Consider the following 14,239-nt stretch of genomic DNA (forward strand, 5'->3'; position numbering starts at 1 on the left):
CATGACTGAAAAAGATCCAATATAGTTAGAGCACAATCTAATTGAACGCTATCAAATTAAAGGAATGCAATTATGTCAGCTCTATACACTACTTCAGCAACAGCAAACACCGGTCGTAACGGCAACGTAAAAACAGATGACGGGCTGCTTGATGTCGCACTCGCATACCCAAAAGCCCTAGGCGGTAACGGTGACGCAACTAACCCAGAGCAGCTTTTTGCAGCTGGCTATTCGGCGTGTTTTTCAAACGCTATTTTGCACGTGGCACGCACACAAAAATTGGATGTAAAAGCAGCCCCAACGACTGCATCGGTATCGTTAAACCCGAATGCACAAGGTGGCTTTGAATTAGAAGTCGCTTTAGCGGTAGAGCTAGAAATGCCTCAAGAAGACGCCGAAGCCCTAGTCAAAACAGCGCACCAAGTTTGCCCATACTCTAACGCCACTCGCGGCAACATCGACGTTGCACTATCGGTAAACGGCAACGCAATCTAAACCTACACCTGCCTTGTTCCTTAGTCTTACATATGTACGACATTACGCCTCAGTGACTATTTCCACTGAGGCTCTTTTTGCATTTATAAAATGGACAAACACCTTTTAGAAATTTTAAACTGGACACACACAATTAGTTGTTGCCGATTTCAAACTGGACAGACACCCCAATATCAAGCAGGACAACTTAAAACTGGACCCACACAATTAGTTGATGCCGATTTCAAACTGGACAGACACCCCAATATCAAACAGGACAGACACCGAACGAGATAGTTCCAACAGGAAATTAGTGGACTGAAGATGTCAAACAAAGAAGCTATTTAGAGCCGAAACTGCGCAGCCTACTTACATTGGTTTTAACTATTGAGAAAAATTTTGTACAGGCAATGACGTTGCAACCTATGCCCCGCATCAACATTGGGGTGATCAAAATCTTGATGCGTATTATGCATACCAATTTTTTCCATGACACGGATCGATGGTGCATTAATTAGAGCAGTGAATGCGTAGACTTCGCTAATATCTAACGTTTTGGCGTAACTGAGCACGCCAAGCGCCCCTTCCGTTGCGTAACCTACACCCCAGCTTTTAGCACGAAGCCGCCAGCCGATTTCGACAAATGAATGAGGTAGTATTCCATTGTCTTCGGCCAAACAATTTAACCCAATAAAGCCTATAAACTCTTGGGTCGCCTTCTCTTCCACCGCCCAAAATCCCATGCCCTGCTGTTTGGTATAGTTTTCTATTTTGTCAACCATATGGTCGGCTTCTGCCACGCTTAGCGTAGACGGAAAAAAACGCATCACTTGAGGATCGGCACTCATTTTGGCAAATGGTGCGCGATCAGACTCTCTCCACGATCGAATGATGAGACGATCTGTTACTATCATGCGGTTTCTCCCAATGGATACGTTAGTTAAACTGGTAGTTCACACCCAAGCCTAACAGCAATCCTTCATTTTGAACATTTACCACCGTGACGCCATTTACTTGTTCTTGTTTCTCCGAGTAATTCTCGGAAACAACAGCAGCGTCTAGCCGCCAGTTTGGCGTAATCGAATACCCTAATCCTGCTCGGACCCGAACATCAGTGCCACCAAACACATCAATGGCCTGATCAGCGCTTGCACCGGCCATCAGCATAAGTTTTCCAAGGTGATACTCGATACTTCCAGCCAGTCTCTGCGAATCATCATAACCAACCAGTAACCCAAAAACATCGTTATAATCGGTGTAACGAACCCCTTTTCCAGTCCACGCTGAATAGCTGTAGCTCAAGTGAAGATTTAGGTCGGGCGTAGCATGGATCGTTGTGAATAAGCTAGTGACCGAAGGCAATTGGATATCGATATTTGGGTCACTAAAATCGGTCGAAAATTTATGTGATGCCGCAACACTCAACCAAGGTGTTGCTTGCCACGTACCGCTTAGCCCGCCACTCCAGCCAGAGGTTGTATCTTGGATACTGTAGTCACTGCAGCCAAGAAATATTTTGCATTCGGTATAATCGTAAGAGTATTGCGAGTGAATATACTCGACGGTCATCCCTATACTCCAGTTATCTTTGGCAAAAACAATACTAGGAGCGAGTGAGACCATAATGGGTGAAACGTTGCTTTCATTGGGATGTAAAAAAAGAATCGATGGCACTGTTATGTCTGCGGCATTCCGGCTGTATATAGCCAGTCCAAGGTGCCAGTTTTCATTTACAGGAGACGTAAAAAAACCAGCTGGAATAACCTCTGCGGTTGAATAGTCAGTGGTCAAAGCACCATCAACAAAAGCATAGCTAGTATCAACCTGGTATCGGCTTGCCGCGACGGTAACCGTAGCACTATCAAGCTGCGCAATGCTGGATGGGTTTATCGCAAGTGCACTCGCGTCTACCGCCGAGGCACCATGTGCGCCGGCTAACGCGCTCACAGAAGTTGAAGACTCCCAGAACCCCAATCCTGTTGCGTTTACACTGCCTGTAATGACCCAGCCAATTACGCTGAGGCTGCTTCTAATCTGCACCCGCTGAAATCCACTTTTTCTCATGCGTTTTGTCCGCAATGTTCTTGAATGCCCGCGATACTATTGCAAAGCAACCTAATCATGAACAAGTTAATGTCAAGATAGACCAATTTGAGGAAATCACCTTATTTCTCAGTAAGTAATCACTCTAAACATAAACGGTTGATTCACACTACACGACACTAAACTTGCTCAAACTGTAACAACTACCTAAAGTAGCTAGACACAATGGAGTAAAACAGCGAGGAGACGCTATGCCCAATTTCGTAATCAGCTACCTAGGTGGTGACCATCCGAAAACCCCTGAAGAAGGTCAAAAGCACATGGCCGACTATCAACAATGGTTAGGCGCGCTTGGCGATGCGGTGATTTCCCCCGCCAATCCGTTTAAAGACACCCATGTGGTGACACCAGACGGTGCAGTATCGAAAGGAAGTCAAACTCATATGTCGGGATATACAATGGTAAAAGCCGACACAATTGAGGAAGCCATAAAGATGGCGCAAGATTGCCCATTTCTTAAGATTAATGGAACCTTAGAGGTCTCTGAGCAAGTTCAGATGTCTATGGACAAGTAATTCGACCTAATCGCCTCAAAGTTGGGTTCTTTTAAGCACTATTTGTGAAGAATCCAACGCTTTAAATAGCAATAAGTGCCATGGTTTGTTTTAATAGCTTTTTTTCGAAAAGCCAGAGAGACACCATGCACCTGTCGAAGTTAACCAAAGAGATTTTTGACCACCTGTATCGCGATATCAGTGAGTTTCGTTCAACCTTTGATCTTCCCGTTGCCGATCCAACCTCTTTAGACGACAAAGCCGACACTTTGCACACTTCTTTGGCCATCGAAGAGCTGACAGAGCTTGCCGAAGCCGACTCTAAAATTGAACAAGCGGATGCCATCATAGATACGGTTTACGTACTTATGGGACGCCTTGTGCATTTAGGGAATAGCCGCATTGAAGACAACCTTGCAATCAGTTACCTGATTGACCTAATGCTTAATGTGGCCGTCAACCGTAATATTGACTTCTTACCGTGTTGGGATGAGATTCATTCGAGCAACATGAGTAAAGTGTGCCGAAATCAGCAAGAATACAGAGAAACTGAAGACTTCTACGCCAAGCAAGACATTGCGTTAGAAGCAGTAACCAAAGGCGAATACATCATCGCAAAATGCGCGAAGGACTTCGTCTCGGATGCTAAGACCATACGCAAAGGGAAAGTGCTTAAGTCGGTCTACTACCGTCCAGCGGATTTGAGCAATCTTGTTTAACGATTGCACTATAATCAGTACATAACCCAAACACCTTATTCTAGAGAGCCATAATGAGCCTAAAACAAGACTTGCAGCAGCTGCACAATCGCCTGGACAAAGCCAAGCGTAAACTCGATGCAGCCCGCGGCCGCAATGATAACCAAATGATCTCGCGTTTTACTGACGAAATTTCCAACTTAGAAAAGCAAGTTACTTCTCTAAAAGGCAAACAGCAATACGAAGACAGCAAAGAGAAAAAGCGTCTGCAAGACATGCCGTTTTCTCGTGAAATAACCAAAGCAGAACAAGCTGATATTGGTAAGCTCAAGAAATCGGTACGAGGCATCGTGATTGTGCATCCGCTAACCAAAATCGGTAAAGAGCTACGTTTGGATGCAATGACTGGCTTTGCCCCAAAAGAGTTTTAATCGAGGTCTAACAACACATGGCAAAATTAACCCTGCAAGAGCAGATGCTAAAAGCTGGCTTGGTTAACGAGAAAAAGTTAAAAAAAGCAAAGAAAGGCTCTAAGAAATCACGCACGCAAGCACGCGAAGTAAAAGCAGCCGTTGAAGAGCAGAAAAAACAGCAGCTTGAGCGCGACAAAGCGTTGAGTCAGCAGCACAAAGAGCAACAACTGAGCAAAGAAGTAAAAGCGCAGGTTAAGCAATTAGTACAGATGAATAAGCTGGATCTTGGCAACGGTGAGATCAAGTACAACTTCACCGATGGAACCTTGGTCAAGTCTGTTTATGTGACATCGGCTGTGCAAGATCAACTTGCAAAAGGCCTGTTAGCTATTGCTCGCTTCGAAGAGAGCTACGCTGTAATCCCAAGCGGCGTTGCTAATAAAATTGCCCAGCGTGATGAAGAAACTGTAATCGATCAAAACAGCCGAGCAGACGATACGGCAGATGAAGATGATCCGTATGCAGACTTTGTCGTACCCGATGATTTGATGTGGTAATTCTTATTCATCAACTTTGATGACGAGTTTATCACTGAAAAGCCTCATGGCAACGTACTACGGTTTCGTTGCCATGAGGCTTTGTCATTTTTGATCTCAAAGATTGCGCTGCTAGCAATTGCGCGGAGCCTAAGCCCTACTCCTTAATATCAGTGTCTTTTTTAACGGCATCCAAAAGGCCATACACTTCCGTTATCACCTTTTTGTTTGGCAACGTTGTGATAATGCCTTTGGACTGAAGTTTTTTCTCAGACGATTGAACCGAACTCCTAGTTGCCTTGCCCCCTAATGACGCCACAAAACTCATTGATGCTTCTGAATATAGTCCTTTACCCGCGCAGCGTAATAGCAATACAGCTTTATCGGTTACGCTCATCCCCTGAATGATAGAGGTGTGATTCTCTTCTTCTGCGATAGCGTCACGTATCAGCTCTATAGATGTACCTAAAGAGAAACCTCGGCCCATGACCTTTTTCTCTACAACCTCGCGCATTAAATTGATCATCCAGTGTGGTGAATGGTCCGTTTCTTTCCAGAAATCGAGAAGCTCTAGGCGATCAACATGAATCAAATAGGCTTCACTGAGTCGACTTACGCAATGATCCACAAACCCATCGTCTAATGTGGGAAATTCTTGAATGACTGCGGACTGATAGAACGGCATTTTGTCGTCTTCAAAAGCAGCTCGCATTCCCGTGCGGCTTGAGCCAGTATAAATCACACTGATGCCAGTATTGACGGTATCGAGAAGAGTTCGGAGTGCGTATTGAAAGTTGTCGTAGTACTTGGAAGTGACTAAGTGCTGAAACTCATCCAGTATCAGGATGACTTTTTGCCCCCCCCCGCTTTTTCTATCACTTGGCTAAGTAGCGCTTTAATGTTGGTCAAATCGGCATCAGTGGCCGAAACCGGCTCAAACTCCACTTCAACCTTGGCTACGTGGTTTCCCACCGCTAACTTTCTAACCTGAGTGTTGAGCAAGCGTTTAACCGCGCCGCTGTGACTAATCTCATCCAGTGCGACCGATAATTGCTGAGCAAATTCACTGTGAGGCGCGCTTTTGTTACCCCACATAGAAATGTAGATAGGCAACATGCCGAGTTCGATAAGGTGCGGACTAAGGTCGTTAAGAAAAAAAGAAGTCTTTCCAATCCTACGGGTACCTAGGTAGACCATGCGTGAAAACAACGTGTCTTGGCAAAGCACCCCATACTTTCGAGCCAATTCACGCCGGTGATAGTACCAAGGATCCACTATAGTGTTCATGCTCATTGCGCTCCTAAAACGACCATATTCATCAAATTTCATTCTAGTTTGATGAATTCATTAAATCAAAATGAATTGCAATGAACTCTGTCCTTTAACCACGTTGAAATCACAAAATATCGAAGCAACACAAGCCGCTAATTCTAGCCACGGTGAACAAATTTGGTGATTGCTGTTCGCATTCCATTGAAAAACGTATTACTTTTAATCACTTATCTATTTTCAGATACTAAAAATAAAAGGGGACAGGCATGAAACCAAAACTGATCGTGCACGGCGGCGCATGGGACATTCCCGATCAATTTGTAGATGACCACGTCGCCGGAGTAAAAACGGCGATCGAGCAAGTATTTCCACTTCTTGAACAAGGTTGCAGCGCGTTAGACGCGGTAGAAAAAGCAGTAAATATTTTGGAAGCGGATCCTACCTTTGATGCGGGTCGAGGCGCTTTTCTCAATGCCCAAGGAAATATCGAGCTCGATGCTTTCATTATGGATGGCAAAGCTCTAGATTTTGGCTCTGTTGCTGGGGTCGCTAACCTTCTTCACCCAGTCTCACTAGCTCGACATGTTATGAGGGCAGATGACTTTCGTTTCTTGGTCGCAGATGGCGCTCTGCAATTTGCAAGAGAGTGCGGAATGCAAGAGATTGATCCTAAAGAGCTGCTTACTGAGCGAGAATTATCGTTTTACCACCAGATAAAATCAGATACTTCTTTTAAGACCGTGGATGCTTTTAGCGGAGACCCTCAGCCTTCAGATACCGTTGGTGCTGTAGCTCTTGATCAATACGGAAATCTAGCCTGCGCCACGTCCACCGGTGGCACACCTCGCAAACATCCAGGCCGAGTCGGTGACTGTCCTGTAATCGGCTCGGGAGGCTATGCTGATAATCTATTAGGCGCCGCATCATCGACTGGCTATGGTGAGTCCTTAATGCGCGTAATGCTTTGCCGCACTGCATGTGACAACCTAACGCAACATAACGCAATGAACGCTGCCATTGGGGCAATAGACTATTTACATCGCAGAGTGGAAGGATATGGCGGGGTGATCATGATTTCGCCACAAGGTGAATATGGGTTTGCTCATAATACGCCGCGCATGGCTTATGCCTTTGCAGACGAAGGCGGTAAAACTCACGCAGCCATTCAAATCACAGACAATTAGGATTTATAACGCGTTTCGTTCATAGGGTAGCTTATCAGGGTCGACACCGATGTAATCGGGCTCTATGAACGAATTAAACTGTACCGCACTAATGTGGGACTGTCCTAACAATACCGCTTTGCAAACACGATGCATGCCGTCCATAACACGCCCTTTCTCACATAAGATTATCGGGTAGCTAAGATCCGCTTGTTGAATAAGTTGTGTGTGTCCAATAACACTTCGACAAGTGGGCGCGGTTCCTCCAAAGTCATACCAAAAGGTTTCGTCGAGCTCTGTAATGGCACTTAAAGAGACCTCTATGACAGGCCTAGATTGAGAGAGCTCGATCAAGCGAAAAACATCCCATGCTAGTAGGCCTTGATCAGACTGACGAAAGTGATATTGCTGTCGCATGCTTTACTCCTTGTGGATTGCCAAAAAAACCCTAACCGAATGCATAAACTATCAACCCAAAACATGCTACACCAACGCCGACAGGGACGCCTAATGAGCGAGTACGTAGCCAGGTGAGTAGTGTGACCACGCTGCCTGCCGCAGTTGCGAACCAAGAAACGGGTGAAGGTTCCGCAGGAATAAGGGATACTCCCAACATCGCAGCGATCATGGCCGGCCCCAGCACCGTTAACCAAATGGGGACATTATCAAGACCTTGCTTACCGGAGTTTCGAGATAAACGACGAATCATCCACATGGTAGGTAACAAACGCATAAAATAGGTGCCTAATGCGACAATTCCCATCGCTATCCACACTGAATTATCCATGTTGCTCTCCTTTTGCGCTTCTCTGATAGCTAATAAGATAATATGTAGCCATTCCAAATAGAGCTGCTAATGGGATTGCAGCATTTGCCCAGCCATTTAATTTTAATAGCAGTGCCATTGAGGTTGTCACTATCAGCGACGCTGTCCAAATAAAAGAGTTAAATCGTGGTGCCAACAACACAAGGAACAATGATGGTAATGCGAATGGTAGAACTTCACCTAATAGTGGCCATCTAGCGATGAGTTCTGCCCCAGCCAGCGCGCCTAAAACTGTGCCACCAATCCAACTAAGCCACGCAACCCAAGCAGCGCTGGTGTACCACTGTATGCGCTGTGATTCTTTCATCTCTGGGAAGCGAGTATGTGCTAATGCGAATATTTGATCGGTGAGTCCGTGCATTAACGGGATCCACCAGCGATTTCGATTTATATAGGGAGCCAAGTTAGGGCCGTAAACCACATGACGGGCGTTTATCAATAACGTCATCACCGTGACAAGCCAAAGTGGCGCGCCCGAGGCTATCATTGCAACAAATAAAAATTGGGCCGAGCCTGCATAGATAAATATGGAGATGGCGATGGTTTCCCATGCACTAAAACCCGCCTGAACTGAGATCAAACCAAATGATATGGCTACGGGGACATAGCCACCCAGCAGCGGCATAGCATCTCTTACTCCTAAAGACCAAGCTGATCGGCTGGTAGTGTTCGATACTTGCTCCATACCTTATTCCTTCTTTCCATACGTGATCGTAACTAACAGCGTTGTCCATAATTCTTCCGTGCAATATCGGTGAGGTTGGTCTGCGCAAAATGATGCCGTTCCACCTGCAGTTAACCACAACTCCTCGCCAACAACACCAGCCTTCACGCCCCCACTAATAACCGTCACAGCCTCAATGGATCCTACAATGTGAGGCTCAGAAAGACGCTCGGTATGAGGTGCACACAGCATCCAATACGCGTCAACTTGAGGGTTGTCCGTACCTTGCTCAATTAGTCGAACCTGCACTTTGTCATCGCCAATGGGTGTATTCATTGAGGCGACTAAGCTGCCGAAAGGCACATCCAATTGCACTGCCAGCCGCCAGATAGTATCTATGGTGGGATTTCCCCCACCTTGCTCAAGCCGTGACAAATTAGATTTCGCAATGCCTGCATTTTCAGCCAATTTGGACAGCGACAAGCCCTTAGCTACACGCCATTTTTGTAGATTACGACCTAACGTATTGAGTGGAGGAGTTTCCATTGACAGTCCTTCGTTCTATTACTCTTTTTGTTCCTTATATAGAACGTTCTATATAAGGAACAGGGATTTGTCAATACTACTTGGGGATGAGGCTGGTATTTGGGACACACACTAATAAAAGAGGACAGGCACCTTTTGAGTCTCAATCAGCACTTAACTAGCTGTTTTTAAATAATTAAAATTCAGGCATATATGGTAAGTAATGTGAGAGGTGGTAGGTAATAGCTAAATTGAAACTTGACGGATATTTTGACAACGAACCTGCATAACAAATAATTATCGGGTAACACCAACATTCAAGTTAAACTAGCCTTGGAGGCTTCAGTACTGTGAGCTTCGTACATATATATGTACATCAGCTAGGAAGTCTTGCTCTATCGTCCTTTGGTATTTTAACGATCAAATGTAAGCGAAAACTGGCTGCACACTAACACCCTAGCCGAAACAAATGTATCTTTGCTTTCCCCAACGCTAACTTAGTTTTAGGTACAAGGGCGTCATTTCCGACTGCTGAAGTATGCGGGCGAAGAAGATGCTTACACGCATTCATCCAATCTCGGTCATGTAATTTCAGTCTAGCCAGAATTGCGGGGTAGTTGCTCGGTAACGAGTGCTTATCTTTTCGATATTGCCTTGCTGTCCAATCCACTAACTCTAAGTACTCAATCAATTTAAACGGCAATCCATGCTTTCTCTTTGTCGATTTAATGCCGACAAAAGGACACAAACAGGAATTCAGTGACACGTTTTCCATTAGTTCGTTAATGCGCCTTTTTATAGAGGTAAAATCTGAAGATTCTGGGGTAGAGGCAATACCAGCTCGTACGGGATTTAGATCAACGTAAGCCATTGCAGCGATTAAAGCATTCTCATCAAGTAGCGCTTGGCTTTTAAACCGACTTTCCCAAAAGTGACCTTTACATCCATCTTCACTATTGGCTTTACAGGCAATGTCATAATTTAGCTCTTTCATAAACCAACTCAACGACCAAAGCCGCTCTCGCCACTGTTCAATGGTTTCCACGCAATGATCATACTCTGCTTGGTCTAACGTAGATTGAGACTGCCAACGCTTTACATGGTCTGGGATTTTATGCTCGGTACTCCATCTCTCCACAACGTCAGACATAGAAAGGGACGTCGCCTTTTCATGGTTAATGTGCAACACCACGTGGTAATGGTTGCTCATGATTGCGTAAGCGCACACGTCAATGCAGTAGGTATGAGTAAGTGATAAAAGTTTGCGCTCGACCCACTCTCTGCGGTGCTCATAACTGGTGCCAGTTCGCTTATTATCTCCACACAAATAACTCTGCCTAACGCATCGTGAGACACAGTGATAATACGAAGTCGCTTCAATAGAAATTAGCCGTTTTCTTGCTGTTGCCATTTTAAGAATCTTATAGAGAATTTAATCAAGTCTTAGTCACCTTCGCTAAGAAGGTAATTTACAGTGTAAAAATTGGGAGCCTTGCGATGTTAAATCAGTCGGAAAATCATACTTTTGAAAGCAACATGAGGTGTGCGTCCACTATTCATTTAAAGTGTGTATCCATTATTAACTCGGTGTGTGTCCTTTAATCTAATTCGTACTTCACATGCACAGGAAAAGACTTACTAATAATTGTGTATGTCCATTCAATCAGAGTTATAGTCAAAAAACATAGGCCAATGGCAGGTATTTATGCTCACTGTGTTTTATCGAGAAAACAATACCCTACACCGCGGTGGAGTAGAGCTAGTCGAAAGCTGGAAAGCAAACGGTGGCAATGTGTGGATCGATATGAACGGTGTGGAGACAGAAGAAGAGACTGCGTTACTGGCAGAGCTAGGTTGCCACCCACTCGCAATACAAGATGCTCAACGAACTAGACGGCCACCAAAAATCGAACAATTTGAGCAGTTTACTTTCATTCTTTACCGTGGGTTTAGTTCATCAAAGCCACAGCTCGATATCGAAACAATGGCTATAGCTGGATTTCTTGGGGAGAATATTCTTATCACTCGCCGGATTAGTCACTCTTACGCAATACAAGCGCTGTCCAATAGCGCTCAGCTGGCCAATTACCTGCGTTGTCCAAGTTTATTGTTTACCAAGATAATGAACACCTCTGCTCAAAAATTTACTGACGCCATTTTAGATGCTGAAGATGAAATCAGCGAGCTAGAAGATGAAATGCTGGCAAATTCCAGTGACGATTTAATGAATAGACTGATACTGCTGAAATCTCACTTAAGGAAAATCCAACGAGTTCAGTCGTATCATGCCAAACTCACTAAACAAGTGATGGATGAATCTTTCTCGTTGATTGATGCAACTCAAGATGAGATCAAACACAGTTTGCGCGATGTACATGACAAGTTTGAACGTTTAGAAAGCTTGACCGCTATGTATTACGACCTTTGCGGTGACTTGATTGAAGGCTACATATCATTGAGCTCGCAGCCTCAATCGAACCATGCAGATTCTGACTGTGGTATCGGCAATTTTTGTGCCGTTAACCTTTGTTGCTGGGATTTATGGGATGAACTTCGAATACATCCCAGAGCTGTCATTTAAATACGGTTATTTCGTGCTCTGGGGGGTTATGGTAGCAATAGCGAGTGGCTTATTGTTTGTGTTCAAGCGAATCCGGTGGCTTTAGCCTACAGAGTACCTGCGCGATTCACCAAATAATTAATAATGTACACAATAAAAATAACCCGATAGCCCAAATCGTTAGAGCTTTTTTCGACGCTTTTTGGGCTTTATCCGCCTCCCACCAAACCCTCGGCGTAACGCCTTGAAAAATAAAGGTGGCGACACCAGCTAGGTTGACACATATAACATTAGCTAAGAACAAGAGTAATGCGCCAAAACTAAGCCCTACCTCTCCATTCCCTAACAGCAACCCAAAGGTTGCTAAAGGCGGAAGCAAGGCAACAGCCACCATAACACCAATGACCGAAGCCGATGCACCGGTTGTGAACGCTAATACGCCCGCTGCACCGGAGGCTAGCGCAAGTACAATGTCATAAAAACTGGGCTCAGTTCGGGCAGCGATTTCCGGGACGGTTGAATCAACCGGCAATAAGTACCCAGCACAAATCGTTAGTGCCAACACGATCAAAATACCACTGCCAAAAGTCTTTAGCGCGTTGTTCCCTAACTCCTTGTCAGCTAAGCATGTTGCCAGTGCTAGCGCAACATTTGGACCTAGAAACGGCGCTATTACCATTGCGCCAATAATGACGGCAACATTGTTGTTAAGTAGGCCAATCGACGCAACTACCGTCGATAACACAACCATCATTACATAAGTGCGGTTGTTTTTAGTACTGTCCACGATTGTGCTATACAACACTTCTCTGCTGACTCGCGCGGCTTTATCAGCCTTGGTTTCGGTCGTCGAATCTTCTACAGGCTCTATAATCCGTGGCACTGTAGCCTCAACAGGAAACACTATCATTCGAAAGCCTTCACTGTGAGCAAACTGTTGCTCGAAACAATCCATGACTTCTTCACAGCGCTCGACACTGCTTAAGACATTGCACACCACACTATTCTCGGACTCTTCTTCTTCCCAGTAGGTAAGGTTGTCTAACTCGTCTAAAAGGCTTCTACTACGTTCAAGGTAAGTAGGAGCCATTACTATTTTTATAAGACGTTGCGCCATAATTGGTTGGTTCCGGGTTTTTAAGGTGCCTGTCCTGAATTATGAAGCCCCTTAAACGGATAAGCTGTATCTATCACAAGAAAAGCCATGGATTGTGAATTTTAGGTGCAAGTAACTTTTACCTAAGCCAGTCCCTGTTATTAGAGTGTGGATTAATGTGCCTGTTCTGTTATACGCACAGTGACGTATAACCCCCAAATGTGCCTGTCCACTTTATAGTTCACTTTATAGTTCACTTTATAGTTCACTTTATAGTTACGAAGCTAACGCTTCAGGGATCGCCTTGGTATGGCTCCATTGTTTTGGTGACTGTCCATACATGCGCTTAAATTCTCGACTGAATTGGGAGGAGCTGGCATAGCCAACTTCCATTGCCGCGGTACTTACGTTCATTCCGCTCGCAATTTTCATTGCCGCACTATTGAGGCGCATCGATTTAACAAACTGGATGGGAGACATTGACGTCGCTTGTTTGAACTTACGATGCAAAACCGCGCGGCTCATTCCAACTTGGGCTGCCATATCATCTATTGTCACGGTCTCATCTAGGCGAGAAGATAAATATTCGATAGATCGTGCGATTTCATTTCCAACACCAAATGCACCTCGGGCGGATTCGCCGGCCTCGCCTTTGAGAACTGCGTAATACAATTCACGTAGACGACCGTCACCCAAAATGGATGTATCGGCTTTATTATCGCCTAACATGAGTAAGCGGTGCAGAGCATCTGTAAATCCATCATCCCATTGCGAAAGGGCTAATCCAGGAGGAAGTGAGCGGCCTTGAGGTTTGCGTATTGCTCCTAAGGCGCTTTCAGATTCAATCGCCAGTTCAGTCATCACCTTGGTGTCTAAAGAAATGTACACACCCAATAGCGGGTTTTCAGGGGACGCTTCTGGGGTACCTGCTTCAACAGGCATCGACATCGAACAACACATGTATTGGTTGCTGTCGTACGCGTAGCGATTGCCATCCAATATCGCTTCTTTTGCACCACTCACAATCGCAATAACGGTTGGTTCATAAACTGCTGGAGCGCAGTTAACTGGAGTAGTGACTCTGAACAGTTTGACCCCTTTTATCCCTGTTTCGGTCATCCCATCCGAGCTCACTCTGCTCTCTATCAGTGCTTTAATTTGAGACTTACTCATGCCTATACCTAGGTCAATAACACATGTAGTCAACCTAGCACCGCTTTATTCTCAGTTCAATAACGTGAGAGTAATAGGCAAAAATTAGAGACAATGGCGCTCAGATAAGGGCAGCATTGAGAGTAATCACAGCATCAGGCTCTCATTAATGGCTCGCACATTGAATCTGCTTGTTAAAAAAGGGCTAATAAAACCGCTCTACTCTCTCTTAACGTCGAACGAACACAACCCCCTTTCCTAAC

The 14,239-nt window shown here is 45.0% G+C and carries 17 protein-coding genes and 1 pseudogene; 7 read left to right on the plus strand and 11 right to left on the minus strand.

Features of this window, described 5'->3' with window-relative positions; translation table 11 throughout:
- Window positions 1-72: 72 nt before the first annotated feature.
- Entirely contained in the window at window positions 73-495 is a 423-nt protein-coding gene (locus tag JQC93_RS00410; RefSeq protein ID WP_205156511.1) for an organic hydroperoxide resistance protein, read from the plus strand.
- 359 nt (window positions 496-854) lie between these two features.
- Here JQC93_RS00410 and JQC93_RS00415 read toward each other — a convergent pair whose 3' ends face one another.
- Both JQC93_RS00415 and JQC93_RS00420 read right to left on the minus strand, forming a co-directional pair.
- Window positions 855-1,388, minus strand: a complete 534-nt coding sequence (locus tag JQC93_RS00415; protein WP_205156512.1) for a GNAT family N-acetyltransferase — start codon at window positions 1,386-1,388, stop codon at window positions 855-857.
- A 22-nt stretch (window positions 1,389-1,410) separates the two neighbouring features.
- The gene (locus JQC93_RS00420; protein ID WP_205156513.1) at window positions 1,411-2,538 is read right to left on the minus strand and encodes an OmpP1/FadL family transporter; all 1,128 of its coding nucleotides are present in this window, start codon (window positions 2,536-2,538) and stop codon (window positions 1,411-1,413) included.
- A gap of 230 nt (window positions 2,539-2,768) precedes the next feature.
- Between JQC93_RS00420 and JQC93_RS00425 the strand changes: the two genes are divergently transcribed.
- The 4 genes from JQC93_RS00425 to JQC93_RS00440 all read left to right on the plus strand — a co-directional run bounded on the left by JQC93_RS00425 (window position 2,769) and on the right by JQC93_RS00440 (window position 4,739).
- Window positions 2,769-3,092: a YciI family protein gene (locus tag JQC93_RS00425; RefSeq protein ID WP_205156514.1), complete on the plus strand. Its 324-nt coding sequence runs from the start codon at window positions 2,769-2,771 to the stop codon at window positions 3,090-3,092.
- 125 nt (window positions 3,093-3,217) lie between these two features.
- A complete protein-coding gene (locus tag JQC93_RS00430) occupies window positions 3,218-3,790 on the plus strand; it encodes a nucleoside triphosphate pyrophosphohydrolase family protein (protein WP_205156515.1) in 573 nt (190 codons plus the stop codon).
- 53 nt (window positions 3,791-3,843) lie between these two features.
- Window positions 3,844-4,200, plus strand: a complete 357-nt coding sequence (locus JQC93_RS00435) for a YibL family ribosome-associated protein (RefSeq protein ID WP_205156516.1) — start codon at window positions 3,844-3,846, stop codon at window positions 4,198-4,200.
- 17 nt (window positions 4,201-4,217) lie between these two features.
- A complete protein-coding gene (locus tag JQC93_RS00440) occupies window positions 4,218-4,739 on the plus strand; it encodes a DUF2058 domain-containing protein (protein WP_084885201.1) in 522 nt (173 codons plus the stop codon).
- Window positions 4,740-4,875: 136 nt separating this feature from the next.
- Here the strand turns inward: JQC93_RS00440 and JQC93_RS00445 are convergent, their stop codons facing one another.
- On the minus strand, window positions 4,876-5,430 hold the full coding sequence (locus tag JQC93_RS00445) for a hypothetical protein (RefSeq protein ID WP_205156517.1): 555 nt from the start codon (window positions 5,428-5,430) through the stop codon (window positions 4,876-4,878).
- A gap of 128 nt (window positions 5,431-5,558) precedes the next feature.
- On the minus strand, window positions 5,559-6,011 hold the full coding sequence (locus JQC93_RS00450; protein ID WP_205156518.1) for a hypothetical protein: 453 nt from the start codon (window positions 6,009-6,011) through the stop codon (window positions 5,559-5,561).
- A gap of 245 nt (window positions 6,012-6,256) precedes the next feature.
- Between JQC93_RS00450 and JQC93_RS00455 the strand changes: the two genes are divergently transcribed.
- Window positions 6,257-7,174 (plus strand): isoaspartyl peptidase/L-asparaginase, encoded by a 918-nt coding sequence (locus tag JQC93_RS00455; protein WP_205156519.1) that lies wholly within the window; start codon window positions 6,257-6,259, stop codon window positions 7,172-7,174.
- 3 nt (window positions 7,175-7,177) lie between these two features.
- Here JQC93_RS00455 and JQC93_RS00460 read toward each other — a convergent pair whose 3' ends face one another.
- The 5 genes from JQC93_RS00460 to JQC93_RS00480 all read right to left on the minus strand — a co-directional run bounded on the left by JQC93_RS00460 (window position 7,178) and on the right by JQC93_RS00480 (window position 10,579).
- Window positions 7,178-7,570 carry a hypothetical protein gene (locus JQC93_RS00460; protein WP_205156520.1) on the minus strand — a complete coding sequence of 131 codons (393 nt, stop codon included), beginning with the start codon at window positions 7,568-7,570 and terminating at the stop codon, window positions 7,178-7,180.
- Between the two features lie 31 nt (window positions 7,571-7,601).
- Window positions 7,602-7,940 (minus strand): AzlD domain-containing protein, encoded by a 339-nt coding sequence (locus JQC93_RS00465; protein WP_084885209.1) that lies wholly within the window; start codon window positions 7,938-7,940, stop codon window positions 7,602-7,604.
- Window positions 7,933-8,664 carry an AzlC family ABC transporter permease gene (locus tag JQC93_RS00470; protein WP_205156521.1) on the minus strand — a complete coding sequence of 244 codons (732 nt, stop codon included), beginning with the start codon at window positions 8,662-8,664 and terminating at the stop codon, window positions 7,933-7,935. The genes JQC93_RS00465 and JQC93_RS00470 overlap by 8 nt, the downstream gene beginning before the upstream one ends.
- A 3-nt stretch (window positions 8,665-8,667) precedes the next feature.
- Window positions 8,668-9,189, minus strand: a complete 522-nt coding sequence (locus tag JQC93_RS00475; RefSeq protein WP_205156522.1) for a helix-turn-helix domain-containing protein — start codon at window positions 9,187-9,189, stop codon at window positions 8,668-8,670.
- A gap of 427 nt (window positions 9,190-9,616) precedes the next feature.
- The gene (locus JQC93_RS00480) at window positions 9,617-10,579 is read right to left on the minus strand and encodes a transposase (protein WP_236009201.1); all 963 of its coding nucleotides are present in this window, start codon (window positions 10,577-10,579) and stop codon (window positions 9,617-9,619) included.
- 393 nt (window positions 10,580-10,972) lie between these two features.
- On the opposite strand from JQC93_RS00480, the pseudogene JQC93_RS00485 reads away from it, so the two are divergent.
- A pseudogene (locus JQC93_RS00485) lies at window positions 10,973-11,834 on the plus strand (magnesium transporter CorA family protein).
- 21 nt (window positions 11,835-11,855) lie between these two features.
- Here JQC93_RS00485 and JQC93_RS00490 read toward each other — a convergent pair.
- Window positions 11,856-12,845, minus strand: coding sequence for a TIGR00341 family protein (locus JQC93_RS00490; RefSeq protein WP_205156524.1), 990 nt, complete (start codon window positions 12,843-12,845; stop codon window positions 11,856-11,858).
- Between the two features lie 255 nt (window positions 12,846-13,100).
- On the minus strand, window positions 13,101-13,997 hold the full coding sequence (locus JQC93_RS00495; protein WP_205156525.1) for an AraC family transcriptional regulator: 897 nt from the start codon (window positions 13,995-13,997) through the stop codon (window positions 13,101-13,103).
- Window positions 13,998-14,239 lie beyond the last annotated feature (242 nt).

The organism is Vibrio ulleungensis (assembly GCF_016900875.1).
GTDB classification, from domain to species: Bacteria; Pseudomonadota; Gammaproteobacteria; order Enterobacterales; family Vibrionaceae; genus Vibrio; species Vibrio ulleungensis.